Genomic DNA, 23,794 nt, shown 5'->3' with positions numbered 1-23,794 from the left:
GTGCCGCGCCGACGATTTTCAGCTCTATGCACCGATTGCCAAGTATTGCGCTCGCGCTATGCCGATAAGTGGTATAGGGAGGCCCGCACTTGACCGCCCGTTGGCCGGAAGCTGATCGGCGCCGGGGGCGGAACCGGGCCCCGGAGGGCCCGGCACCTGCCCGTGACGGCGGGCCGTCAGCTCTCGCCCGACACCTTGCGGGTGGCGAGCTGGCGCGCGACCTCGGCGATCGACCCCGACAGCGAGGGGTAGACGGTGAACGCATTCGCGATCTGCTCGACGGTCAGATTGTTGTCGACCGCGATCGAAATCGGGTGGATCAGTTCACTGGCGCGGGGGGCGACGACACAGCCGCCGACCACGATCCCGGTGCCCGGCCGGCAGAAGATCTTGACGAAGCCGTCCCGGATGCCCTGCATCTTCGCGCGGGCGTTGCGCAGCAGCGGCAGCTTGACCACCCGGGCGTCGATCAGCCCGGCGTCGACGTCCGCCTGGGTGTAGCCGACGGTCGCGATCTCGGGGTCGGTGAAGACGTTCGACGAGACCGTCTTCAGGTTCAGCGGCTGCACCGCGTCCCCGAGGAAGTGGTACATCGCGATCCGGCCCTGCATGGCGGCCACGGACGCGAGGGCGAAGACGCCCGTGACGTCTCCGGCCGCGTAGACGCCGGGAGCGCTGGTACGGGAGACCTTGTCGGTCAGGATGTGGCCGGAGTCCTTGAGCCGTACGCCCGCCTCCTCCAGGCCCATGCCCGCGGTGTTGGGGATGGCGCCGACCGCCATGAGGCAGTGCGTACCGGAGATGACCCGGCCGTCGGCGAGGGTGACCTCGACCCGGTCGCCGACGCGTTTGGCGGACTCGGCGCGGGAGCGGGCCATGACGTTCATACCGCGGCGCCGGAAGACGTCCTCCAGGACGGCCGCCGCGTCGGGGTCCTCGCCCGGGAGCACCCGGTCGCGGGAGGAGACCAGGGTGACCCGGGAGCCCAGCGCCTGATAGGCACCGGCGAACTCGGCGCCGGTGACGCCGGAGCCGACGACGATCAGTTCCTCGGGGAGTTCGTCGAGGTCGTAGACCTGGGTCCAGTTGAGGATCCGCTCGCCGTCGGGGAGGGCGTCGGGGATCTCGCGCGGGTGGCCGCCGGTGGCGATCAGGACGGCGTCGGCGGTGAGCCGCTCCTCGGTGCCGTCGGCCGCGGTGACGACGACGGTACGGGAGCCGTCGGCGGCCTGCCGGCCCTCCAGCTTGCCCCGGCCGCGCAGCACCCGGGCGCCCGCGCGGGTGACGGAGGCGGTGATGTCGTGGGACTGGGCGAGCGCGAGGCGCTTCACCCGCCGGTTGACCTTGCCGAGGTCGACGCCGGTCACCCGGGCGGACTGCTCCATGGGCGGGGTGTCGTCGGCGATGATGATGCCGAGTTCCTCGTACGACGAGTCGAAGGTGGTCATCACCTCGGCGGTCGCGATGAGGGTCTTCGAGGGCACGCAGTCGGTCAGGACGGACGCGCCGCCGAGGCCGTCGCAGTCGACGACGGTCACCTCCGCGCCGAGTTGGGCGCCCGCCAGGGCCGCCTCGTATCCGCCGGGTCCGCCGCCGATGATCACGATCCGGGTCACTGGGGTTACGCCTCGCGCTCTCGTTGCTGCCGGGTACGGGTGGGTGGGCCGGTGCGCCTGCCGGGCGGGCCCCGTGGTGCGTCCCGCCGGACTGGAGTACGTACCCCATTGTCCCGCACGCTTCAACCTGCTCCGTGCCCGGGCCACGGATTGTCCCGCGACCGCTCCCCCGGCTGCCGGAAAGGCCCGGGAACGCCCTGGAAAGGCCCGGCGGTGCGTCCGGGCGGGGCGCCCCGGGGCCGTCCGGAACACCGGCCGGAACACCGTTCAAAGCACGGTCGGGGACACCGCCCGGGACACCGCCCGGGCACCGGCCGGAGAACCCGCCCGGAAGAACCCGTCCCCGTTCGGAAAAGCGGCCACCCGTGCCCCTCCCGTACCCTCGAACCCATGTCGCTCTACGCCGCGTACGCCGGCAACCTCGACGCGCGGCTGATGACCCGCCGCGCCCCGCACTCCCCGCTGCGCGGCACGGGCTGGCTGAACGGCTGGCGGCTCACGTTCGGCGGCGAGCAGATGGGCTGGGAGGGGGCGCTGGCCACGATCGTGGAGGCCCCGCGGTCCCAGGTCTTCGTCGCGCTCTACGACATCGCCCCGATGGACGAGGACTCGATGGACCGCTGGGAGGGCGTCGGCCTCGACATCTACCGGCGGATGCGGGTGCGGGTGCACACCCTGGACGGCGAGGAGCCGGCCTGGGTGTACGTGCTCAACGGCTACGAGGGCGGGCTGCCGTCGGCCCGCTATCTGGGGGAGCTGGCGGATGCCGCGGAGTCGGCGGGCGCGCCGCACGACTATGTGATGGAGCTGCGCAAGCGCCCCTGCTGACCCCCGGGGGCCCGTTCGTCCCCCGTTCGCCGTCGCACTGTCACCCGTTTGTCACCCGTTCGCCGTCCGTTCGCCATCCGTTCGTCGGAAACGACAAGACAACGATCCGGGTGTCCGTACCTCCATCATCTACGCGCGTAGGGAATCTGCGGCTACCCTCATTCGCGTGAACGCACATGTGAATCCGGACCTCAACGGCGGTGCCGCCGCCCCCCACGACCTGGCGGACGCCGCCGCCGCGCGGCTGCGCGAGCTGACCGGTGCCGAGTCCCACGACGTGGCCCTCGTGATGGGCTCCGGCTGGGCCCCGGCGGCCGAGGCGCTCGGCGCGCCCGAGGCCGAGTTCCCGGTCACCGAGCTGCCGGGCTTCCCGCCGCCCGCCGTCGAGGGGCACGGCGGCCGGGTCCGCTCGTACCGCATCGGCGACAAGCGCGCCCTCGTCTTCCTCGGCCGTACGCACTACTACGAGGGCCGGGGCGTCGCCGCCGTCGCCCACGGGGTGCGGACCGCGGTCGCCGCGGGCTGCAAGACGGTCGTCCTGACCAACGGCTGCGGCGGGCTCCGCGAGGGCATGCGCCCCGGCCAGCCGGTCCTGATCAGCGACCACATCAACCTCACCGCCACCTCCCCGATCGTCGGCGCGAACTTCGTCGACCTCACCGATCTGTACTCGCCGCGCCTGCGGTCGCTCTGCAAGGAGATCGACCCCTCCCTGGAGGAGGGTGTCTATGTGCAGGTCACCGGCCCGCACTACGAGACCCCCGCCGAGATCCGGATGGTCCGGACGATCGGCGGCGACCTGGTCGGCATGTCGACCGTCCTGGAGGCCATCGCGGCCCGTGAGGCGGGCGCCGAGGTGCTGGGCATCTCCCTGGTCACCAATCTGGCGGCGGGCATGTCGGGCGAGCCCCTCAACCACGAAGAGGTCCTCCAGGCCGGCCGTGACTCGGCGGCCCGGATGGGCGAGCTGCTGACCCGGGTACTGTCCCGGATCTGAGCCCGACCCACCCGACCGACGCGACGAGAGGCTGATCCGACCGTGCAGCAGGATCTCGACCGGGACCTTGAGGACCTGATCGGGCGGGCCGAGAGCTGGCTCGCCGAGGACCCCGACCCCGACACCCGCGAGGAGCTGGCGAAGCTCCTCGACGGCGTCAGGGAGGGCGGCGACCCGGCCGCCCTCGCGGCGCGTTTCTCCGGCACGCTCCAGTTCGGCACCGCCGGGCTCCGGGGCGAGCTGGGCGCCGGGCCGATGCGGATGAACCGGGCGGTCGTGATCCGCGCGGCCGCCGGTCTCGCCGCCTATCTCAAGGCCGAGGGGCAGGGCGACGGGCTGGTCGTCGTCGGCTACGACGCCCGCTACAAGTCCGCCGACTTCGCCCGGGACACGGCGGCCGTGATGGTCGGGGCGGGCCTGCGGGCCGCCGTCCTGCCGCGGCCGCTGCCGACGCCCGTCCTCGCCTTCGCCATACGGCAGCTGGGCGCGGTCGCCGGGGTGGAGGTCACGGCCTCCCACAACCCGCCGCGCGACAACGGCTACAAGGTGTATCTGGGCGACGGTTCGCAGATCGTGCCGCCCGCGGACAGCGGGATCGCGGCGGAGATCGACGCGGTGGCGAGCCTGCACGACGTGCCGCTCGCGGGCTCCGGCTGGGAGATCCTGGGCGACGAGGTGCTCGCCGCGTATCTGGAGCGTACGGACGCGGTCCTGACGCCCGGCTCGCCGCGCACCGCCCGGACGGTCTACACGGCGATGCACGGCGTGGGCCGGCCGGTGCTGGAGGCGGCGTTCGCGCGGGCGGGCTTCCCCGCCCCCGTACCCGTCGCCGAGCAGGCCGATCCCGATCCGGCGTTCCCGACGGTCGCGTTCCCCAATCCGGAGGAGCCGGGCGCGATGGACCTCTCCTTCGCGGCCGCCCGCCGGGAGCGGCCCGATCTGGTGATCGCCAACGATCCGGACGCCGACCGCTGCGCCGTCGCCGTCCCCCATGAGGGCGACTGGCGGATGCTCCGCGGCGACGAGGTCGGGGCGCTGCTCGCGGCGCATCTGGTCCGCTCCGGCGCGCGCGGCACGTTCGCCGAGTCGATCGTGTCGTCGTCGCTGCTGGGCCGGATCGCCGAGGCGGCGGGGCTGCCCTACGAGGAGACCCTGACCGGCTTCAAGTGGATCGCCCGGGTGGACGGTCTGCGGTACGGCTACGAGGAGGCCCTCGGCTACTGCGTCGACCCGGAAGGCGTCCGGGACAAGGACGGCATCACCGCCGCGCTGCTGATCACCGAGCTGGCTTCGGTCCTCAAGGAGGAGGGCCGCACCCTGACCGACCTGCTGGACGATCTGGCGGTCGAGCACGGGCTGCACGCCACGGACCAGCTCTCGGTCCGGGTGGAGGACCTCGGGGTGATCGCGGACGCGATGGCCCGGCTGCGGACGGCGCCCCCGGCGGAGCTCGCCGGTCTGGCCGTCACCCGTGCGGAGGATCTGGCCGAGGGCAGCGAGGCGCTGCCGCCGACGGACGGCCTCCGCTACCACCTCGACGGCGCCTACCGGGCGCGGGTGATCGTCCGCCCGAGCGGTACGGAGCCGAAGCTGAAGTGCTATCTGGAGGTCGTGGTCCCGGTCGGTGACCACGCGGGCCTGGAGACGGCACGGGTGCGGGCGGCGGAGGTGCTGGCGGCGCTGAAGGCGGACTTCGCGACGGCCGCGGGCATCTGACCCGTAAAGGAATCCGTAAAGGAACCTGCAAGGGAACCCGTAAGGGAACATATTTCGTACAGGAATCACCCGTGCTGCCCCGCACGGGTGATTCCTGTTATGCCGTCGCGGCGGACCGCACCCGGGCCGCCGCGCTCCGGGCAATGGTGGGCCGGTAGCGTCCGCCGGGGCGCGCCGAGCCACCAGGAGCAGTGCCGTTGTCCTCCTCAGCGACCGCGCGCGCGTACGTCCCCGCCTCCCGCCCGCCGCCCGCGCCCGGCCGCGGCCCCGCGCCGGGGGCCCGCGGCGGGCCGGTGCTGCGCTCGGTGCTCCGCTCGCTGCGGGCGGCGGCCCCGGCGCTCGCGGGATATCTGCTGGTACGGCTGGCGGGGCTGGCGTTCCTGGCACAGCTGGCGCACGCCAAGGGGCACGGGGTGTGGCCGACGCTGGCGACGTCCTGGGACTCCAACTGGTACCTGGGCATCGCGGCGCACGGCTACGCCGACGAGCTGGGCACCGCGGTCAACGCCAACAACCTCGCCTTCTTTCCCCTCTACCCGCTGCTGGTCAAAGGGCTCGCGGCGGTCGTGCCCGGCTCCCCCGCTTCGGCGGGCCTGCTGCTGGCGGTCGGCTGCTCGTTCGTCGCCGCCTGGGGGGTGTACGCGGTCGGGGCACGGCTGCACGGCCATCGGACGGGCACGCTGCTGGCGGTCCTGTGGGGGCTGCTGCCGGTCGCGGCGGTGCAGTGGACCGGCTATACGGAGTCGCTGTTCACGGCCTTGTGCGCCTGGTCGCTGTACGCCGCGCTGACCGACCGCTGGGTCGCCGCCGGACTGCTCGCCTCCCTCGCGGGCCTCACCCGCCCCACGGGGATCGCCCTGGCGGCGGCGATCACCCTGACGGGCCTGCTGGCGGCCCGCCGGACCCGGTGTCCACGGGCGCTCGCAGGGGCGCTCCTGGCCCCCGTGGGGTGGCTGGGCTATGTCGCCTGGGTGGGTGCCCGGGTCGGCCGCCCGGACGGCTACTTCGCGGTCCAGCGGCTCTGGAAGAACGAGTGGGACGGCGGCCGGGCGACCCTGCTGGAACTGCGCCAGCAGCTCGTCTACGAACCCCGCCCCCATCTGTTCGTGCTGGCGGTCTCGGCCTGTCTGGTGCTGGCGGTGGTGATGTACGTCCTCTCCCTGACGGACCGCCAGCCGCTGGTGCTGCTGGTCTTCACGGGTGCGATGCTGGTGGTCGTGCTGGGCAGTGCGGGCGTCTACTTCCCGCGCGCCCGCTTCCTCCTCCCGGCCTTCCCTCTGCTGCTGCCGCTGGCCGTCTCCCTGGCCCGCGCGGCCCGGGACCGTCTGCTGGTGGTCCTGGTCTCGGCCGGTCTGCTGTCGACCTGGCTGAGCGCCTACATGCTGCTGATCTGGCCGGGACCGCCGTAGCCGGTGCCCGGCCTCCACCGGAGCTACCGGGCCTTCCGCACCTCGGTGGTGTCGGCGTCGAGGGGCGTGCCGTCGGCGCCGGACGGCACCAGCTCCGGCACGGGTGTGCCGTGCCGGTCGACCAGGGCGGAACGGCTCTCGCCGGGGGCGAAGGCGTGACGCTCCCCCCACTGCCGGAGCGTGAGGACGACCGGGAAGAGGTCGCGGCCCGCGTCGGTGAGCACATACTCCTGACGGCGGCCCGAGGGCGCGGTGCGCTGGGCGAGGAGCCCGTGGGCGGTGAGCTTGCGGAGGCGGTCGCTGAGGATGTTGCGGGCGATGCCGGTGCGCCGCTGGAACTCGGTGAACGACCGTGCCCCGTCCATCGCGTCGCGCACGACGAGCAGGCTCCACCGGTCGCCGACGAGGTCGAGGGTGCGGGCGACGGGGCATTCGGGATCGGTCCAGTCGGGGTTCGAGGCGCGTGCACCGGCAGTCGGCATGACACTCCCGTCGAGTGGCGGATGAGCTGCGGGCGAGCCGCAGGTGAGTTGCAGATTGAAACCATCATGCCCTACGGTCAATGAGTTGCATTCCGCTACTCATTTGGAGGGTGAGCGCGATGGACGCACGGCTGCGGCTGCTCCTCGCGGTGGTCTGCGGTGTCGCGGTGGCGGGCATCTATGCCGCGCAGCCGGTTCTGGAGCCGATGGGACGCGATCTGGGCGTACCGGCGGAGTTCACCGGGTGGATCGTCGCGGCCGGCCAGTTCGGCTATCTGGCCGGGCTGATCCTGCTGGTGCCGCTGGGCGATGTGACCGACCGGCGGCGGCTGATCGCCGTGCAGCTGGCGGTCACCGCGGCGGGCCTGGCCCTGACGGCCACGGCGCCCGGCGCCCGCACGGCGTTCGCGGGGCTCGCGACGGCAGGGCTGTTCGCGGTCGTCGTCCAGACCACGGTGGCCTACGCCGCCTCGGTCTCGCCGCCCGCCGAACGCGGACGGAACATCGGCGTCGTGACCTCGGGCGTGGTGGTCGGCATCCTGGGCGCGCGGTTCGTGACCGGCGCGCTCGCCGAGGTGTGGGGCTGGCGGAGCGTCTACGCCGTACTGGCGGCCCTGTCGTTCGGGCTCGCGGCCCTCGTCCTCGCCGTACTGCCGCCGGAGGAACGCCCCGGCAGGCCCGCGGGATACGTCCGGGCCGTCGCCTCGCTGGGCGGACTGTTCGGGGAGCGCGTCTTCCTGAGCCGCGGGCTCATCGCGTTCTTCCTGTTCGCGTCGTTCGGCACCCTGTGGAGCGGGCTGTCCCTGCCGCTGACGGACACGCCGTGGCGGCTGGGCGAGAGCGGGATCGGACTGTTCGGCCTCGCCGGTCTCGTCGGCGCACTCGGGGCGGCGCGCGCGGGGCGGTGGGCGGACGCGGGGCGGGCGGTGCCGGTGACCGGGCTCGCGCTCGCGCTGCTCGTCCTCTCCTGGGCGGCGATCGCGCAGCTGCCGTGGTCGCTGTGGCTCCTGGTCGCCGGGATCGTGCTCCTCGACTTCGCGGTCCAGGCGGTGCACGTGAGCAACCAGCACCTGCTGACGGCCGCGCATCCGGATCGCCTCAGCAGCGTCATCGGCGGCTACATGGTCTTCTACGCGCTCGGTTCCGCCCTGGGCGCGGCCGCGACCACCGCCGTCTTCACCGCCCACGGCTGGCCGGGCTCCAGCCTCCTCGGTGCCGGGTTCGCGGCCTGCGCGCTGGCCGTCTGGGTGGCCGACCGGGGGCGGGCCGGGGCACCTCACCGGCACGCCCGACCGGAGGGCGCCTGAGAAGCGGCGCGGGAGCACCTCGCCGGAAAAGGCACGGTCCCCGCCCGGGTAACCGGACGGGGACCTCGCCGTACAGGGGAGAGAGCTACCGCACCGCGAACAGGACGACCAGCATCACCGCGCCCGCCGCCAGCGGGAGGAACAGCTCGTAGGCCCAGGTCACCGAAGTCTCGCCCTGGGCGGTCGGCGCGGCGCCGCGGGCGGTGACGAAATCGCGGAGTTCGGCGACCGTGCGGTCGGCCTGGGCGGGAGTGACCGGGTTGGCCGGGTCCACCGAGCGGCCGCGGCTCAGGTCGCGGTCGCGCTTCTCCTGCTGCCGGGTGGCGCGCTTGCGCTGGCGCAGCGAGACCGGGACCGCCCACATCGGGTACTTCGTACCGTCCTTGGTGACGATCTCCGTGGAGTACGAGGAACGGACCCCCTCCACTTGCCCCCACGGCGCGCTGACCGTCCGGAACGGGTTCCGGATCCGGATCCGGTCGTCGTTGACGAAGACCGCGGGGCGCAGCGTGAACGCGACGACCACCGGAACGATGACGAGGACGACCGCGATGGCGAAGAGCGGCGTCAGGCCGGAGCCCCGGATCACGGCGTCGGCGCCCAGCCAGACCGTCAGCGCCAGCAGCAGCACACCGCCGGCCAGGCCCGCGGGCGACCGGAAGACACGGTCGGCGTAGGTGGGCTCGGTGGGGGTCTCGGACTTGCTCATACGTCCGATTCTGCCGTACGTGGGGCCAGGGCGGCGCCCGCGGGCGGCGGGACCGGCGCACCGGCCGTCCCGGCGGGGCCCGCCGCCGGGCGGTGGCGGCCCGCGGCGGCCGCGGCGACCCGCCCGAGGGCCTCGTCCCGGCCGCAGGGATGAGCGCCGAGCCCCGCCTGACGGCTGACGATGCCCCGCTCGGCGCGCATCAGGCGCCAGCCCCGCCGCAGCAGGAACGGCACCGACTTGCGGCCCTCGCGGAGATCGCGCAGCAGCCGGCGGCGGAAGGTCGTGGAGGGGCGTCCGCGCAGGCAGATCGCGTCCGCGAGGAGCCCGAGGTCCTGGCAGCGGGCCACGATGTCCGCCGCGAAGATGCCCTCGGCGACGAACAGGGGCGTCCGGCCCACGGAGAAGGCGTCCTGCCCGACCCGGGCGCTGATGGAGATGTCGTACACCGGCACGGCCGTCCGCCCCGTCCGGCACAGCTCCTGGACGGCGGCCACCGCCGCGTCCGCGTCCCACGACCGGGGCGAGTCCCAGTCGATGTCGTCGCTGCCCTCGACGAGCGGAAGGGTGGGGTCGTCGCCGTCCTTGTAGAAGTCGTCGAGACGGAGCACCGGCAGTCCGGTCCGGGCGGCCAGGGACGACTTACCGGAACCGGAAGGGCCTGCGAGCAGCAGGACACGGGTGGTCGGCGAGGGTTGGGCGGGGATGGCAGTCACGGAACACCAGTGTGAGGCATTGCCCCGTGAAGGGGACCCACGGGGCGGGCGGTGGAACCGGAATCACACCTTCAAATACGCTGTGTGCCGATACCGTCACCCAAGGCGATCGCAGGCAGGAATCCATGACATCCCAGACCCCCCACTCGACCACCTCCCGGCGCCTCGCCGTGAGCGCCGGGCTGACCGTCGCCGCATTCGCAGCCGCGCTCGGTACGGGCAGCGCCGCCCAGGCAGCCCCGGTGACCCTCCCCGTCGGCGGCGAGGCGCTCGACAGCGCCCTGTCGGGCCCCGGCGCCGGGGTCACGGACGCGCTCACCAACTCCGTACTGGGCATCGCCTATCTGAAGGAGCACCAGCTGAACCCGCTGGCGGGCACGGGCACCGACCCGCTGGCGAACGGGGTCGCCACCCAGATCGCCGACTTCAAGCCGATCGGTACGGATCTGGTGACCGGGCCGCTGGCCGACGGCGCCGCACTCCAGGACCTGCCCGTCATCGGCGGCCTGGTCAAGGCTCTGCCGCTCTAAGCCATACGGACAGGGCCCCGGCGGCGCCGGGGCCCTGTCCGGGCTCAGTACGAGGAGCCCGAAGCGCCCAGCGAACCCGTCGGGTGCCAGACCGTCTTGGTCTCCAGGAAGGCCGTCAGCCGTACGGTCCCCGGATCCGCGGCGAAGTCGGTGCCCGCCCGGCCCGGCCGGAGCACCCGCTTCATATTGTCCGCGGCCGCGATCTCCAGCTCCTTCGCGAGCGCCGCGTCCGCGCCGGTCAGGTCGATGGCGTTGACGTCCTGGTGGGCGGCGAGGGGCGCCGCAAGCTCCGCCGTACGGCCCGAGAGGACATTGACCACACCGCCCGGCAGATCCGATGTGGCGAGCACCTCACCGAGGGAGAGCGCGGGCAGCGGGGCCTTCTCGCTGGCCACCACGACCGCCGTATTGCCGGTGGCGATCACCGGGGCGATCACGGACACCAGCCCGAGGAATGACGAATCCTGCGGGGCGACGACGGCGACCACACCGGTCGGCTCCGGAGTGGAGAGGTTGAAGAAGGGGCCGGCGACCGGGTTCGCCCCGCCCACGACCTGGGCGATCTTGTCGGTCCAGCCCGCGTACCAGACCCAGCGGTCGATCGCCGCGTCGACGACGGCAGCCGCCTTCGACTTCGACAGGCCCTCCGCCTCCGCGACCTCGCGGACGTACTGCTCCCGGCGGCCCTCCAGCATCTCCGCGACGCGGTAGAGGATCTGGCCGCGGTTGTACGCGGTGGCCCCCGACCAGCCGCCGAACGCCTTGCGCGCGGCGACGACCGCGTCCCGGGCGTCCTTGCGGGAGGAGAGCGGGGCGTTCGCCAGCCACGTGCCCTTTGCGTCGGTCACCTCGTACACCCGGCCGCTCTCGGAGCGGGGGAACTTGCCCCCGACGTACAGCTTGTAGGTCTTGAAAACGCTCAGACGGTCAGACATCGAGGTAAGCCTCCAGGCCGTGGCGACCGCCCTCGCGGCCGAAGCCCGACTCCTTGTAGCCGCCGAAGGGCGAGGTCGGGTCGAACTTGTTGAAGGTGTTGGCCCAGACGACCCCGGCCCGGAGCTTGTTCGCGACCGCCAGGATCCGCGAGCCCTTCTCCGTCCAGATCCCCGCCGACAGGCCGTACTGGCTGTTGTTGGCCTTGGCGACGGCCTCGTCGGGGGTACGGAACGTCAGCACCGACAGCACCGGGCCGAAGATCTCGTCCCGGGCGACGGTGTGCGCCTGGGTGACCCCGGTGAACAGGGTCGGCGCGAACCAGTAGCCGGACGCGGGCAGCTCGCAGGGCGCGCTCCAGCGCTCCGCGCCCTCCGCCTCGCCGGTGCGGGCCAGCGCGGTGATCCGGGCCAGCTGCTCCGCCGAGTTGATCGCGCCGATGTCGGTGTTCTTGTCCAGCGGGTCGCCGAGGCGGAGCGTGGACAGCCGCCGCTTCAGGGAGTCCAGCAGCTCCTCCTGAATCGACTCCTGCACCAGCAGCCGGGATCCGGCGCAGCAGACCTGGCCCTGGTTGAAGAAGATGCCGTTGACGATGCCCTCGACGGCCTGGTCGATCGGGGCGTCGTCGAAGACGATGTTGGCGCCCTTGCCGCCCAGCTCCAGCGTGAGCTTCTTGTCCGTCCCGGCGAGCTGGCGGGCGATGGCCTTGCCGACGGCGGTCGAGCCGGTGAACGCGACCTTGGCGATGTCCGGGTGGTTCACCAGCGCGGCCCCGGTACGGCCGTCGCCGGTGACGATGTTGACGACGCCCTTCGGCAGTCCGGCCTGACGGCAGATGTCCGCGAAGAACAGCGCGGAGAGCGGGGTGGTCTCGGCCGGCTTGAGGACGACCGTATTGCCGGTGGCCAGCGCCGGGGCGATCTTCCACGCCAGCATCAGCAGCGGGAAGTTCCACGGGATGACCTGGCCCGCGACGCCCAGCGGCCTCGGGTCGGGGCCGAAGCCCGCGTGGCCGAGCTTGTCCGCCCAGCCCGCGTAGTAGAAGAAGTGCGCGGCGACCAGCGGCAGATCGGCGTCCCGGGTCTCCCGGATCGGCTTTCCGTTGTCGAGGGTCTCCAGGACCGCCAGCTCACGGCTGCGCTCCTGGATGATCCGGGCGATCCGGAAGAGGTACTTGCCGCGCTCCGCGCCCGGCAGCGCCGACCACTTCTCGAACGCCTTGCGGGCGGCGCGCACCGCGCGGTCGACGTCCTCCTCATTGGCCTGGACGTACTCGGCGAGCACCTCCTCCGTCGCCGGGGAGAGGGTCTTGTTGCGGTCCTCGCCCGAGCCCTCGGTGAACTCGCCGTCGATGAACAGTCCGTACGAGGGGGCGATATCGACGATCGACCGGGACTCGGGAGCCGGTGCGTAGCTGAAGGGGTTCGTCATCGGGCTCAGTCCACCGTTACGTAGTCGGGGCCGGAGTAGCGGCCGGTCGCCAGCTTCTGGCGCTGCATCAGCAGATCGTTGAGCAGGCTGGAGGCACCGAAGCGGAACCAGTGCGGGTCCAGCCAGTCCGGTCCCGCGGTCTCGTTGACCAGGACCAGGAACTTGACCGCGTCCTTGGTGGTACGGATGCCGCCCGCGGGCTTCACCCCGATCTGGACACCGGTCTGCTCGCGGAAGTCGCGGACCGCCTCCAGCATCAGGAGGGTGTTCGCCGGGGTGGCGTTGACCGCGACCTTGCCGGTCGAGGTCTTGATGAAGTCGGCGCCCGCGAGCATCCCCAGCCAGGAGGCGCGGCGGATGTTGTCGTACGTCGACAGCTCACCGGTCTCGAAGATCACCTTCAGCCGGGCCGGGCCCGAGGCCTCCTTGACCGCGACGATCTCCTCGAACACCTTCAGATACCGGCCGGAGAGGAACGCTCCCCGGTCGATGACCATGTCGATCTCGTCCGCCCCGGCGGCGACGGCGTCCCGGGTGTCCGCGAGCTTCACTTCCAGGGCGGCACGGCCCGCGGGGAAGGCCGTGGCGACGGAGGCGACCTTGACGTCGGCACCGTTCAGCGCGGACTTGGCGGTGGCCACCATGTCGGGATAGACGCAGACGGCGGCGGTCGCGGGGGTCCCGCGGTCCGTCGGATCGGGATGGACGGCCTTGGCGGCCAGCGCCCGGACCTTGCCCGGGGTGTCCGCGCCTTCCAGGGTCGTCAGGTCGATCATCGAGATGGCCAGGTCGATGGCGTACGCCTTGGCCGTCGTCTTGATGGACCGGGTCCCGAGCGCGGCGGCGCGCGCTTCGAGCCCGACGGGGTCGACTCCGGGCAGCCCGTGCAGGAACCTGCGGAGCGCCTGGTCGGACGCGGTTACGTCGGCGAGGGCGGGATGGATACGGGGCATGGTCACCACGAGAGCATATCTACGCGCGTAGCGACCTGTACAGGGGTGGTCCGGCCGGTCTTCCCGGGACCGGGGGCACCGGAACACGCGAACGGGACCGGACAAGACCCCCCGGCCTGTCCGATCCCGTTGCTCCGGGGCTCTTCACGACGCCCCGCTCTTCCCCCGTGGTACCCCCGTACCCCGTATCTCCGCAGAGCCCCCCGGCTCCGCGGCCCCCCAGCACCGCCGTGTCCCCCGACCCGGCGGCCCCCCTCGTTCCCCCGTACCTTCAGGCCACCAGCTCGCCGAAGGACTCTTCCTCGTCACGGCCGAAGCTCAGCGCCTGGTCTTCGCGCAGCCGCCGCAGCGACCGCCAGATGCTGGACTTCACCGTGCCGACACTGATGTCCAGGATGTCCGCGATCTCCGGGTCGGTGCGGCCCTCGTAGTAGCGGAGGACCAGCATCGTGCGCTGGAGTTCGGGGAGCCTGGCCAGCGCCTGCCAGAGCACGGCCCGCAGCTCGGTGCCCCGCATCGCGTCGGTGTCGCTCGCCGTCTCCGGCAGCTCCTCCGTGGGGTACTCGTTGAGCTTGCGCCGGCGCCAGGCGCTGATGTGGAGATTGGTCATGGTGCGGCGGAGGTAGCCCCCGACCGCGGCCTTGTCGCTGATCCGGTCCCACGCCCGGTAGGTGGAGAACAGCGCGCTCTGCAGCAGGTCCTCCGCCTCGAACCGGTCGCCGGTCAGGTGGTAGGCGGTGGCGTAGAGGGAGGAGCGGCGCTCCTGTACGTACGCCGTGAACTCGGCCTCCGACAGGGAGGGGCTCCCCGCCGCGGGCACCGTGTCACCGACCACCGTCATGTACGACGGCTTGTGCTGCCGTCCGGCGCCGCGAACGCACCCCCGTCCGTTCACGGCGCCGGGCTTCTCACCGCTCCGGATCACGACGTCGTGCAGGCGCGTCGTGACTGCGCTGGCGGTGCTTCCGTGCAGTGCCGTCATCTCGCGCCCCCCGTCGATGTGGAGTCAGTGTTCCGTTCGCTCATCGGGCTTCCGTCCGATGGGCACAAGCTTGCCCAGGCGACTTCATCAGGGTGTCCGTCGACTGTCACAGGCCTGTCACAGGGGTTCCCGGGGGCGCCGACGGCGCATCGGAGGGCGTGTGGACGCCCGAACGGGAGCGGGGGCGCAGGCCCGGAAGCGGGGGCGTACGGTGCCGGTCGAACTCCGGGACCGCCATGGGCCAGAATGGCCCCCGTGCCTTTCCTGTTGCTGATCGAGGACGACGACGCCATCCGCACGGCCCTCGAACTCTCCCTGACGCGCCAGGGCCACCGTGTGGCCACCGCGGCGACGGGCGAGGACGGCCTGAAGCTGCTCCGTGAGCAGCGGCCCGATCTGATCGTGCTGGATGTGATGCTGCCCGGGATCGACGGCTTCGAGGTGTGCCGTCGTATCCGCCGCACCGACCAGTTGCCCATCATCCTGCTGACCGCCCGCAGCGACGATATCGACGTGGTGGTCGGACTGGAGTCAGGAGCCGACGACTATGTGGTGAAGCCGGTCCAGGGCCGGGTGCTGGACGCCCGGATCCGGGCGGTCCTGCGGCGCGGAGAACGGGAGTCGACGGACTCCGCGACCTTCGGATCGCTGGTGATCGACCGCTCCGCGATGACCGTGACCAAGAACGGTCAGGACCTCCAGCTCACCCCGACCGAACTCCGGCTGCTCCTGGAACTGAGCCGGCGGCCCGGGCAGGCCCTCTCCCGGCAGCAGCTGCTGCGGCTGGTGTGGGAACACGACTACCTCGGGGACTCCCGGCTGGTCGACGCCTGTGTACAGCGGCTGCGGGCGAAGGTGGAGGACGTGCCGTCCTCGCCGACACTGATCCGTACCGTCCGGGGAGTGGGCTACCGGCTGGACGCCCCGCAGTGACGCCGGCGAACGGGAGTACCGCGCGGTGACCGGTGCCGCGAAGCGTGCGATAGTCGCCGGTCTGCGCTGGACCAGTCTGCGGTTGCGCCTGGTCGTCGTCTTCGCCGTGGTCGCCCTGACCGCGGCGGTATCGGCGTCGGGCATCGCGTACTGGCTCAACCGCGAGGCCGTACTGAGCCGTACCCAGAACTCCACGATCGACGACTTCCGGGCACAGCTGCAGAGCCGGGCGGCCTCCCTGCCGCTCCACGCCGGACAGCCCGATCTGCGGCGCACCGCCGAGCAGATGAGCCAGGGCAAGGCCGGCTACAGCGTGCTGCTGGTCTCCGGCGGCGACGGCGACCCGGTGCTGGTGGGTGCGTCCGACCCGGGCGTCTTCGCCTACGAGGACGTACCCGAACGGCTCCGGGAGCAGGTCAACAAGCGCCAGACGACGGGCGGCAGCACCACCCAGTACCACCTGTACTGGCAGCGGATCGTCCACGAGGGCAAGCCGTACCTCGTCGGCGGCAGCCGGATCGCCAACGGCGGGCCGACGGGCTACATGCTCAAATCCCTCGAATCGGAGAGCAAAGACCTCAACACCCTGGCCTGGTCGCTGGGGATCGCCACCGCACTCGCACTCGTGGGCTCCGCGCTGCTGGCGCAGGCCGCGGCGACGACGGTGCTCAAGCCGGTACGGCGCCTCGGCGACGCGGCGCGCAGACTCGGAGAGGGCAAACTGGACACCCGGCTCCAGGTATCCGGCTCGGACGAGCTGGCCGAACTCGCCAGGACGTTCAACAAGACCGCCGAATCGCTGGAGAAGAAGGTCGCGGACATGAGCGCGCGGGAGGAGTCGAGCCGGCGGTTCGTCGCCGACATGTCCCACGAACTGCGCACCCCGCTGACCGCGCTCACCGCGGTCGCGGAGGTGCTGGAGGACGAGGTCGACACCCTCGACCCGATGATCGCGCCCGCGGTGAACCTGGTCGTCAGCGAGACCAAGCGGCTCGGCGGCCTGGTGGAGAACCTGATGGAGATCAGCCGGTTCGACGCGGGGCGGGTCAAGGTCGTCCTGGACGAGGTCGATGTGGCCGATCAGGTCACGGCGTGCATCGACGCCCGGGCCTGGCTGGACGCGGTCGAACTCGACGCGGAGCGCGGGATCATGGCCCGGCTCGACCCGCGGCGGCTCGACGTCGTCCTGGCCAACCTCATCGGCAACGCCCTCAAGCACGGCGGATCACCGGTCCGGGTCGCCATCCGCACCGTCGACCCCGCCTCCGGGGCGGAAGTCCCCGACGGCACCGGCGCGGAACTCGTCATCGAGGTCCGCGACCACGGGCCCGGCATCCCCGAGGACGTCCTGCCGCACGTCTTCGACCGCTTCTACAAGGCGAGCGCGTCCCGGCCGAGATCCGAAGGGAGCGGGCTCGGTCTTTCGATCGCCGTCGAGAACGCGCATATCCACGGCGGCACGATCACCGCGGCGAACTCGCCGGACGGCGACGGTGCGGTGTTCGTCCTGCGGCTGCCGAGGGACGCGTCGGAGACGACGGGCGCCGCGCCCGGGCGCGCGGACGGTACGGACACGGGAGAGGACGGCGGACGGTGACACGAACGGGTACCCGGCGGGGCACCGCCGCCCTCCTCGGCGCCACGGCGGTCGCGCTGCTCCTCGGCGGCTGCGGGATCCGGCCCACCCAAGTACCGGTGGACGGAGGCCCGGCCCCCTCCCGGATGCCGTGCGCCGTCACCGGCGAAGGCGGATCGCAGACCCGGCCGCAGGCCGTGCCGGTACGGATCTACCTGGTCTGCGCCTCCCAACTGGTCGCCGTCGACCGAACCGCGGAACTGCCCGTGGCGAAGAGCTCGGACAGCGGGCTCCAGGTGGCGCGCGCGCTCGTGGCGGAGTTGCAGAAGGAGCCCTCGCAGGCCGAGCGCGAGGCAGGGCTCCAGACCTTCGTCCGGCCGCCGATCACGGTCTCCGCACCGCGGGACGGCGACCCCGAGGACACGTACCGGCTGAGCCGGCAGCCGGAGGATCTGCCCCCGGAGGCGCTGTCGCAGCTCGTGTGCACCCTGGCGGAGAGCCGGGCGGCGGCGGGGAGCGGCGGGGTGGTCCTGGGCGGGCCGGGCGGGTACGCACCGAGGGTGTACGACTGCGCGGCAACGACGAAGTCGCACCCGAAGTCCCCGGCCCCGGGCCGGGTCGCCTCCCGCGGGGTCGCCTCCCGCTGAGGGGCGCTAAGGCCTCGGGCCCCGGCCCGGGGTGGGTGTTGCCCGCGGGGTGCGGGGTGCTCCTGCGCTGGGCCTCGGGCCCCGGGGGCGGGGTTGCCCGCAAGGTGCGGGCGCTCCTGCTCCTCAAACGCCGGAGGGGCTCAAAGATTGGGTGACCGTTGCTCCGTGGTGTAGGTCGCCGACCTTGTCGGTGCGGGTGGGTCGGTGGCCTCCGGGCTCACCTCCTCGCAGACTGCGATGCACCGCCCCGAAGCGCGTCCGGTCTTGTCGCAGCCTGCTGCGGGGGCGACCCTGCACCCCCCTCCCACGTGATCCCCGCATGATCAGGCCGCGAAGCCCCTGGTGAAGTCGCGCGTCACGGGGGGTATTCAGGGGCGCGAGGAACTGCGCGACCAGCCACCCGCGGCCCGCGGCCGGACACGCAACACCCGCCGTCAACGGTGCTTGCCGCCATCCCGGAGTCCCCGCGCACAGGCACACCCCGGGATACGGGCCCACCCCCTGGCGGGTGACTGGGCGAACTCGTTCTCCCCGGGGACAAGTCGGGTGATCTCCGGAGGGGGGTGCAGGGTCGCCCCCGCAGCCGGTGGCGACAAGCACGGCTCCCCCTGGAGCGGTGCATCGCCGCCGGCGAGGAGGTGAGCCCGGAGGCCCACGACCCGGCCGCACCCGACAAGACCCCGCGCCTACCCCACGGAGTAACGGGACTCGACCACGAGAGACCCCGCACACCGCAGGGGCGGTAGGACCGACAACCAAGGGGCGCGAGGAACTGCGCGACAAGCCACACGCCGCCCGCGGCCGGACACGCAACCGAAACCACCAACGGCGCGCCCCGCACCCCGAGGCCCCCCGGGAGGGGAACCGTTGCGCGGGGTGTGCGCGTCTTGGAAGGTGTGGAGCGTCAAGGTAGCGCCGGGGTTCGCGTTCGTGTCGCAGGAGGCATCCTCCTCGTCGCGCATTTGCTGATCGTCGGCTGGCTGGCTCTCCGCCCGCTCGACGTGCCCTTCGTCGCCGCCGCGAACCTTGAGGTGTTCGCGGGGATCAGGGCCGATCTGGAGCTGGGCGCCGCCGAGGCCACCCGCCGGATCGGCGGCGGGCTGCTGCTGCTCGCGCCGCTGGGCGTGCTGCTCCCGATGGCGGGCGGCAGCATCAACGTATCGACCCTGGGTTCGCTGATCCGTACCGTCGCCGCCGGGGCGCTGATCTCGCTGGGCATCGAGCTGCTCCAGACGGGGGTCGCGGGCCGGGTGATGGACGTGGACTCGCTGCTGCTGAACACCGCGGGCGTGGCGCTGGCGCATCTGCTGGTGGTTCCGGCGTGCCGGGCGGTGCTGCGGCGCAGGCAGGAGCGGGCGGCGGCCCGGCGGCCGGTCGTCGGGGTCCCGGTACCTGCGGAGGAGGTCCCGCAGGGGGCGACCCCGAAGATTCCCAGGGTCGGGATCGCCCCGTAGAGCGACGCTTTGTCCGTGTTGCCGGGTGACGATGGTGGACACAAGGAACGTTCTCCGGCTGTGAAGGAGCCCACCATGTCCGCACTGGTCCGCCCGCGAGAGGGCCGCATGATCGGCGGGGTGTGCGCGGGGCTGGCCCGGCGCTTCGGTACCTCGGCCACGACCATGCGGGTGATCTTCGTGGCGTCGTGTCTGCTGCCGGGCCCGCAGGTCCTGGTCTATCTGGCGCTCTGGCTGTTCCTGCCGGGTTCGAAGGCGTCGGCCACGTCCTGGTGACATGCCGAAGGGGCGCACCTCCGCAGTGGCGGAAGGTGCGCCCCTGTTGCCGCGCCGTACAGGGGGAAGAGGCGGCGGGAGGGTGGCGGTCCGGTCAGCTGAGGCCGGGAAGGCCACCGCCGGGAAGGCCACCGCCGGGCAGGGCCTTGCCGATCGGCAGACCGCCGAGGAGGCCGGCGAGCGGGTCGCCGCCGACGATGTCCCCGGCGAGGACCCGCTGGCCCGCGCCCTGGAGCGTGCCGGGCAGGGTGCTCGCGCTCTCGGTGAGGGCGCCCTGGGCGCCGCTGAGGGACTCGGGCGCACCGGTCGGCAGCTTGGTGAGGGCCTCCTGGACCGGCAGGGTGCCGGTGATGCTGTCGAGGGAGGTCGCCGAGTCGGACAGTGCGGGCTGCGCGGAGGCGGTGCCCGCGGCGGCCGCGGCGAAGGCGACGCCGAGCGCGGCGGCACCGAGGGTCTTGACGGCGGACTGCTTCATTGGGGTTCCTCGCGATGGATGTACGGGGATGTGCGGCCGGCCGGGTGGGGCCGGGCGGTTGGGCCCGGTCGTTCCGGTCGTCCCGCACGCCGACCAGAACGAGCGGCTCCGCAGCCTGGTTATGCCGTGCGGCGAGTGGCGGGCACCCTGTCGGCGGCCGGGTCCGGCCGCCGGGGCCGAAGCCGGGTCAGCTGCCGTCGGGCGTGGATTCGCTGGTCGCGGCGGTCTGCCGGAACAGCCATTCGGATTTCAGCTCGGCGTAGCCGGGCTTGATGACGTCGTTGATCATCGCCAGGCGTTCATCGAAAGGGATGAACGCGGACTTCATTGCGTTGACGGTGAACCACTGGAGATCGTCGAGCGTGTATCCGAAGGTTTCGGTCAGCAGCTCGAATTCGCGGCTCATGCTGGTGCCGGACATCAGCCGGTTGTCGGTGTTGACGGTGGCACGGAAGTGGAGGCGGCGGAGCAGCCCGATGGGGTGCTCGGCGTAGGAGGCTGCGGCGCCGGTCTGGAGGTTGGAGGTGGGGCAGAGCTCCAGCGGGATCCGCTTGTCGCGGACGTACGCGGCGAGCCTGCCGAGCTGGACCGTACCGTCGGCGTCGACCTTGATGTCGTCGATGATGCGTACGCCGTGGCCGAGCCGGTCGGCGCCGCACCACTGGAGGGCCTGCCAGATCGACGGCAGTCCGAAGCCTTCGCCGGCGTGGATGGTGAAGTGGTTGTTCTCGCGCTTGAGGTATTCGAAGGCGTCGAGGTGGCGGGTGGGGGGATAGCCGGCCTCGGCGCCCGCGATGTCGAAGCCGACGACGCCGTGGTCGCGGTAGCGGTTGGCGAGTTCGGCGATCTCCAGGGCGCGGGCGGCGTGCCGCATGGCGGTGAGCAGGGCGCCGACCCTGATCCGCCGTCCGGCGGCGCGGGCGGTCCGCTCGCCCTGACGGAAGCCTTCGTTGACGGCTTCGACGACCTCTTCGAGGCTGAGCCCGGCTTCCAGGTGCTGTTCGGGGGCGTAGCGCACCTCCGCGTAGACGACGCCGTCCTCCGCGAGGTCCTCGGCGCATTCTGCGGCCACGCGGACCAGGGCGTCCCGGGTCTGCATGACGGCGCAGGTGTGGGCGAAGGTCTCCAGATAGCGCTCCAGGGAGCCGGAGTCCGCGGCCTCGTGGAACCAGGTGCCGAGCTTGTCGGGCTCGGATTCGGGGAGCTGGGTGTAGCCGGTCTCCCGGGCGATGTCGATGATCGTGCCGGGACGCAGCCCGCCGTCGAGGTGGTCGTGGAGGAGCACCTTCGGAGCGCGACGGATCTGGTCCGCGGTGGGCGTGATAAGGGGCTGGCTCGTCATCCAGGCACTGTACGGCCTGATGTCCTACGCGCGTAGAGGCCTGCGGGCCGATATGTAACAGTGATCGCGCGGACGGGTGGCGTACACCCGGGCTTCTGAGACTGTTCTGCCGTGACACACCACGCACAGCCCCTGCAGCGGGGGCTCACGGGCGGCCGTGACTCGGCCGCGGCGAGGCGGACGGCTGCCCGGCTCGGCCGGGCGTACGGGGGGCGGCGGGCCGTCCCGCCGACGGTCGGCGGGGTGGTGCTGGTCCTGCCCGACGGCGTCCCGGAGTCCGAACGCGGCCACTCGCCGTGGGCGCTGCTGCCGACGCTGCCGCTGGGCCGGGCGCTGGCCCGGGCGGGCCGGGCGGAGGGGCTGCTGGTGCTGCCGGTGCGCTACGGCTGCCGGGGCTGGAACGGCGACCGGGCGGGGCTGGCGGTGGATGCGGCCCGGGCGGCGGACGAGGTGGTACGGGAGTACGGGGACGTACCGGTGTGCCTGGTGGGGCACGGGCTCGGGGGGCGGGCGGCACTGCGGGCGGCCGGGCACTCCGCGGTCTCCTCGGTACTGGCGATGGCGCCATGGCTGCCGACGGCGGAGTCCTGCGAGGCGCCGGAGCCCGAGCCGGTGAAGCAGTTGGTGGGGCGGCGGGTGATGATCGTGCACGGGACGAACGACGAGCGGTCGTGCCCGGATCTGTCGTACCGGCTCGCGGAGCGGGCGAAGAAGGTGAACCGGGACATATGCCGGTTCGAGGTGCACACGGACGGGCATGCGCTGCGGCAGCACCATGCGGAGGTGCTGGCGCTGGCGGTGGACTTCGTGATCGGTTCGCTGTTCCCGCAGCCGTACTCGCGCCCGGTCGCGGACGCGCTGGCGGCTCCGCCGCCGCTGGGCCTGCGGATGCCGCTGGCGGCGGGCTTCGGCAAATCCCTGCGACCGTAGCCTCCGGCGGTGGAGGGGGTGCGGGCCTCGGGCCCGCGGCCCCCGTGTGTGCGGCACGCCGTGCCGGGGCGCCGTGCCGGGGCGCCGTGCCGGGGCGCCGTGCCGGGGCGCCGTGCCGGGGCGCCGTGCCGGGGCGCCGTGCCGGGGCGCCGTGCCGGGGCGCCGTGCCGGGGCGCCGTGCCGGGGCGCCGTGCCGGGGCGCCGTGCCGGGGCGCCGTGCCGGGGCGCCGTGCCGGGGCGCCGTGCCGGGGCGCCGGGGACTCCGGGGGCGGTCGCGTCTGCCGGGGCCGGTTTCATGTCGGGCCGCGGGCCGTCGGGCACTGAGCGCGCAGTTCCCCGCGCCCCTACGCCTGGCGGCGTGGGAAGTACCCCCAGCGCCCCCATGCTACGGCGGTCGCATCTGCCGGGACCGGTTTCGTACCGGACCGCGGGCCGTCCGGCGCTGAGCGCGCAGTTCCTCCCCCTACGCCCGGCGGCGTGGGAGGTACCCCCACCTACGCCTGGCGGCGTGGGTGGTGCCCCCAGCGCCCCCATACGCCCCAGCGCCCCGTAACGCCCCCGGTCCCCAGGGCCGTCACGGATCCGTTGTCGGGATGAGGCTGCCGCGGCGGGAGAGCAGGAACTTTTTGAACGCGGCCACCGGCGGGGTGTCGGGGTGGCCGTCCAGCCAGGCGAGGCCGATCTCGCGGGCCGCGCGCGGTGCCGTGACCGTCAGTTCGACCACCCCGGGGCGCGGCACCGCGGGCGGCGGCAGCAGGGCCACCCCCAGGCCCGCCGCCACCAGGCCGCGCAGGGTTTCGGCCTCCTCGCCCTCGAAGGCGACCTTCGGAGTGAATCCGGCCTGGGCGCACAGGTCGTCGGTGATCCGGCGGAGCCCGTACCCCGGTTCGAGAGTGACGAAGACGTCGTCCGCGGCCTCGGCGAGGCGGATCCGGCGGCGGCCCGCCAGCCGGTGGTCGTCGGGGACGACCAGCCGCAGCCGCTGTTCGTCGAGGCGGCGGCTGACGAGATCGGGGGCGTCGGGCACCGGGGAGGTCAGACAGAGGTCCAGTTCGCCGGTGCGCAGTCCGCCGAGCATCGCCTCGCCGTAGTTCTGCACCAGGGTGAACCGGATCATCGGATGGTCGGCGCGGAAGGCGCGGAGCAGCCCGGGGACCGTCTCGGAGCCCATGGTGTGGAGGAAGCCGAAGGCGACCTTGCCCGCGCGCGGGTCGGCGTCGGCGCGTACCGATTCGGCCGCCCGCTCGACCTCGGCGAGGGCCCGTTCGACGGAGGAGAAGAAGGTCCGCCCGGCCGGAGTGAGGGAGACCGTACGTCCGGTGCGGGCGAACAGCGTGACGCCCAGGTCGCGTTCGAGGCGGACCACCGCCCGCGACAGCGTCGACTGCGGTACGCCGATCTCCTGCGCGGCCCGCGTCACATGCTCGTGGCGGGCGACCTCCGCGAAGTACGCGAGCCTCGGCACCAGCCGGACGAGTAGCGTCGAGATGTCTTCTGTGTCACTGCCCTGTGACAGCCACTGCTCTGAACTGTGGTCATGCACCATGGGAACGAT

23 protein-coding genes are annotated in these 23,794 nt (G+C 72.7%); 12 read left to right on the top strand and 11 right to left on the bottom strand.

What is annotated here, in order from left to right:
* Positions 1 to 176: 176 nt before the first annotated feature.
* Positions 177 to 1,616 (bottom strand): NAD(P)H-quinone dehydrogenase, encoded by a 1,440-nt coding sequence (locus B7R87_RS21095; RefSeq protein WP_006347040.1) that lies wholly within the window; start codon positions 1,614 to 1,616, stop codon positions 177 to 179.
* Between the two features lie 390 nt (positions 1,617 to 2,006).
* On the opposite strand from B7R87_RS21095, the gene B7R87_RS21090 reads away from it, so the two are divergent.
* The 4 genes from B7R87_RS21090 (at position 2,007) to B7R87_RS21075 (ending at position 6,566) form a co-directional block, all read left to right on the top strand.
* Entirely contained in the window at positions 2,007 to 2,444 is a 438-nt protein-coding gene (locus tag B7R87_RS21090; RefSeq protein WP_006347041.1) for a gamma-glutamylcyclotransferase, read from the top strand.
* A gap of 178 nt (positions 2,445 to 2,622) precedes the next feature.
* Complete coding sequence (locus B7R87_RS21085; RefSeq protein WP_130584931.1) at positions 2,623 to 3,441, top strand: purine-nucleoside phosphorylase; 819 nt, start codon at positions 2,623 to 2,625, stop codon at positions 3,439 to 3,441.
* Between the two features lie 42 nt (positions 3,442 to 3,483).
* A complete protein-coding gene (locus tag B7R87_RS21080; RefSeq protein ID WP_006347043.1) occupies positions 3,484 to 5,157 on the top strand; it encodes a phospho-sugar mutase in 1,674 nt (557 codons plus the stop codon).
* A gap of 197 nt (positions 5,158 to 5,354) precedes the next feature.
* Positions 5,355 to 6,566 carry a hypothetical protein gene (locus tag B7R87_RS21075; RefSeq protein ID WP_233168892.1) on the top strand — a complete coding sequence of 404 codons (1,212 nt, stop codon included), beginning with the start codon at positions 5,355 to 5,357 and terminating at the stop codon, positions 6,564 to 6,566.
* Positions 6,567 to 6,589: 23 nt separating this feature from the next.
* Here B7R87_RS21075 and B7R87_RS21070 read toward each other — a convergent pair whose 3' ends face one another.
* Positions 6,590 to 7,048: a winged helix-turn-helix transcriptional regulator gene (locus tag B7R87_RS21070; RefSeq protein WP_006347045.1), complete on the bottom strand. Its 459-nt coding sequence runs from the start codon at positions 7,046 to 7,048 to the stop codon at positions 6,590 to 6,592.
* 119 nt (positions 7,049 to 7,167) lie between these two features.
* Between B7R87_RS21070 and B7R87_RS21065 the strand changes: the two genes are divergently transcribed.
* Entirely contained in the window at positions 7,168 to 8,355 is a 1,188-nt protein-coding gene (locus tag B7R87_RS21065) for an MFS transporter (RefSeq protein WP_006347046.1), read from the top strand.
* Positions 8,356 to 8,440: 85 nt separating this feature from the next.
* On the opposite strand, the gene B7R87_RS21060 is transcribed toward B7R87_RS21065, so the two are convergent.
* Together B7R87_RS21060 and B7R87_RS21055 are read right to left on the bottom strand one after the other, a co-directional pair.
* On the bottom strand, positions 8,441 to 9,064 hold the full coding sequence (locus B7R87_RS21060; RefSeq protein ID WP_006347047.1) for a PH domain-containing protein: 624 nt from the start codon (positions 9,062 to 9,064) through the stop codon (positions 8,441 to 8,443).
* The gene (locus tag B7R87_RS21055; RefSeq protein ID WP_233168890.1) at positions 9,061 to 9,777 is read right to left on the bottom strand and encodes an ATP-binding protein; all 717 of its coding nucleotides are present in this window, start codon (positions 9,775 to 9,777) and stop codon (positions 9,061 to 9,063) included. The genes B7R87_RS21060 and B7R87_RS21055 overlap by 4 nt, the downstream gene beginning before the upstream one ends.
* Positions 9,778 to 9,902: 125 nt before the next feature.
* Between B7R87_RS21055 and B7R87_RS21050 the strand changes: the two genes are divergently transcribed.
* Positions 9,903 to 10,307 carry a hypothetical protein gene (locus B7R87_RS21050; RefSeq protein WP_006347049.1) on the top strand — a complete coding sequence of 135 codons (405 nt, stop codon included), beginning with the start codon at positions 9,903 to 9,905 and terminating at the stop codon, positions 10,305 to 10,307.
* 44 nt (positions 10,308 to 10,351) lie between these two features.
* On the opposite strand, the gene B7R87_RS21045 is transcribed toward B7R87_RS21050, so the two are convergent.
* The 4 genes from B7R87_RS21045 to B7R87_RS21030 all read right to left on the bottom strand — a co-directional run bounded on the left by B7R87_RS21045 (position 10,352) and on the right by B7R87_RS21030 (position 14,606).
* Positions 10,352 to 11,242, bottom strand: coding sequence for an aldehyde dehydrogenase family protein (locus B7R87_RS21045; RefSeq protein WP_006347050.1), 891 nt, complete (start codon positions 11,240 to 11,242; stop codon positions 10,352 to 10,354).
* Positions 11,235 to 12,671 carry an aldehyde dehydrogenase family protein gene (locus tag B7R87_RS21040; RefSeq protein WP_006347051.1) on the bottom strand — a complete coding sequence of 479 codons (1,437 nt, stop codon included), beginning with the start codon at positions 12,669 to 12,671 and terminating at the stop codon, positions 11,235 to 11,237. Before B7R87_RS21040 ends, B7R87_RS21045 begins: the two co-directional genes overlap by 8 nt.
* Positions 12,672 to 12,676: 5 nt before the next feature.
* A complete protein-coding gene (gene deoC / locus B7R87_RS21035; protein ID WP_040914689.1) occupies positions 12,677 to 13,624 on the bottom strand; it encodes a deoxyribose-phosphate aldolase in 948 nt (315 codons plus the stop codon).
* Between the two features lie 271 nt (positions 13,625 to 13,895).
* A complete protein-coding gene (locus B7R87_RS21030; RefSeq protein WP_006347053.1) occupies positions 13,896 to 14,606 on the bottom strand; it encodes a SigE family RNA polymerase sigma factor in 711 nt (236 codons plus the stop codon).
* 255 nt (positions 14,607 to 14,861) lie between these two features.
* Here B7R87_RS21030 and afsQ1 point away from each other — a divergent pair, with 255 nt between their 5' ends.
* From afsQ1 to B7R87_RS21005, 5 genes are all read left to right on the top strand, one after another.
* Positions 14,862 to 15,539: a two-component system response regulator AfsQ1 gene (gene afsQ1, locus B7R87_RS21025; RefSeq protein ID WP_006347054.1), complete on the top strand. Its 678-nt coding sequence runs from the start codon at positions 14,862 to 14,864 to the stop codon at positions 15,537 to 15,539.
* A gap of 25 nt (positions 15,540 to 15,564) precedes the next feature.
* The gene (locus tag B7R87_RS21020) at positions 15,565 to 17,136 is read left to right on the top strand and encodes a sensor histidine kinase (protein ID WP_006347055.1); all 1,572 of its coding nucleotides are present in this window, start codon (positions 15,565 to 15,567) and stop codon (positions 17,134 to 17,136) included.
* Positions 17,133 to 17,762 (top strand): hypothetical protein, encoded by a 630-nt coding sequence (locus B7R87_RS21015; protein ID WP_006347056.1) that lies wholly within the window; start codon positions 17,133 to 17,135, stop codon positions 17,760 to 17,762. Before B7R87_RS21020 ends, B7R87_RS21015 begins: the two co-directional genes overlap by 4 nt.
* 896 nt (positions 17,763 to 18,658) lie before the next feature.
* Positions 18,659 to 19,216: a VanZ family protein gene (locus B7R87_RS21010; protein WP_040914682.1), complete on the top strand. Its 558-nt coding sequence runs from the start codon at positions 18,659 to 18,661 to the stop codon at positions 19,214 to 19,216.
* A 75-nt stretch (positions 19,217 to 19,291) separates the two neighbouring features.
* Complete coding sequence (locus tag B7R87_RS21005; RefSeq protein WP_006347058.1) at positions 19,292 to 19,492, top strand: PspC domain-containing protein; 201 nt, start codon at positions 19,292 to 19,294, stop codon at positions 19,490 to 19,492.
* A gap of 94 nt (positions 19,493 to 19,586) precedes the next feature.
* Here B7R87_RS21005 and B7R87_RS21000 read toward each other — a convergent pair whose 3' ends face one another.
* Together B7R87_RS21000 and B7R87_RS20995 are read right to left on the bottom strand one after the other, a co-directional pair.
* Positions 19,587 to 19,967 (bottom strand): hypothetical protein, encoded by a 381-nt coding sequence (locus tag B7R87_RS21000; protein WP_006347059.1) that lies wholly within the window; start codon positions 19,965 to 19,967, stop codon positions 19,587 to 19,589.
* Positions 19,968 to 20,154: 187 nt separating this feature from the next.
* On the bottom strand, positions 20,155 to 21,309 hold the full coding sequence (locus tag B7R87_RS20995; protein ID WP_040914684.1) for an adenosine deaminase: 1,155 nt from the start codon (positions 21,307 to 21,309) through the stop codon (positions 20,155 to 20,157).
* Positions 21,310 to 21,552: 243 nt separating this feature from the next.
* Between B7R87_RS20995 and B7R87_RS20990 the strand changes: the two genes are divergently transcribed.
* Positions 21,553 to 22,239, top strand: a complete 687-nt coding sequence (locus B7R87_RS20990) for an alpha/beta hydrolase (RefSeq protein ID WP_130584934.1) — start codon at positions 21,553 to 21,555, stop codon at positions 22,237 to 22,239.
* A 574-nt stretch (positions 22,240 to 22,813) separates the two neighbouring features.
* On the opposite strand, the gene B7R87_RS20985 is transcribed toward B7R87_RS20990, so the two are convergent.
* Positions 22,814 to 23,785, bottom strand: coding sequence for a LysR family transcriptional regulator (locus tag B7R87_RS20985; protein ID WP_078902160.1), 972 nt, complete (start codon positions 23,783 to 23,785; stop codon positions 22,814 to 22,816).
* Positions 23,786 to 23,794: the final 9 nt, after the last annotated feature.

The sequence above is a fragment of the Streptomyces tsukubensis genome, from assembly GCF_003932715.1.
GTDB lineage: Bacteria > Actinomycetota > Actinomycetes > Streptomycetales > Streptomycetaceae > Streptomyces > Streptomyces tsukubensis.
This window is presented reverse-complemented; position numbering and strand designations above follow the sequence as displayed.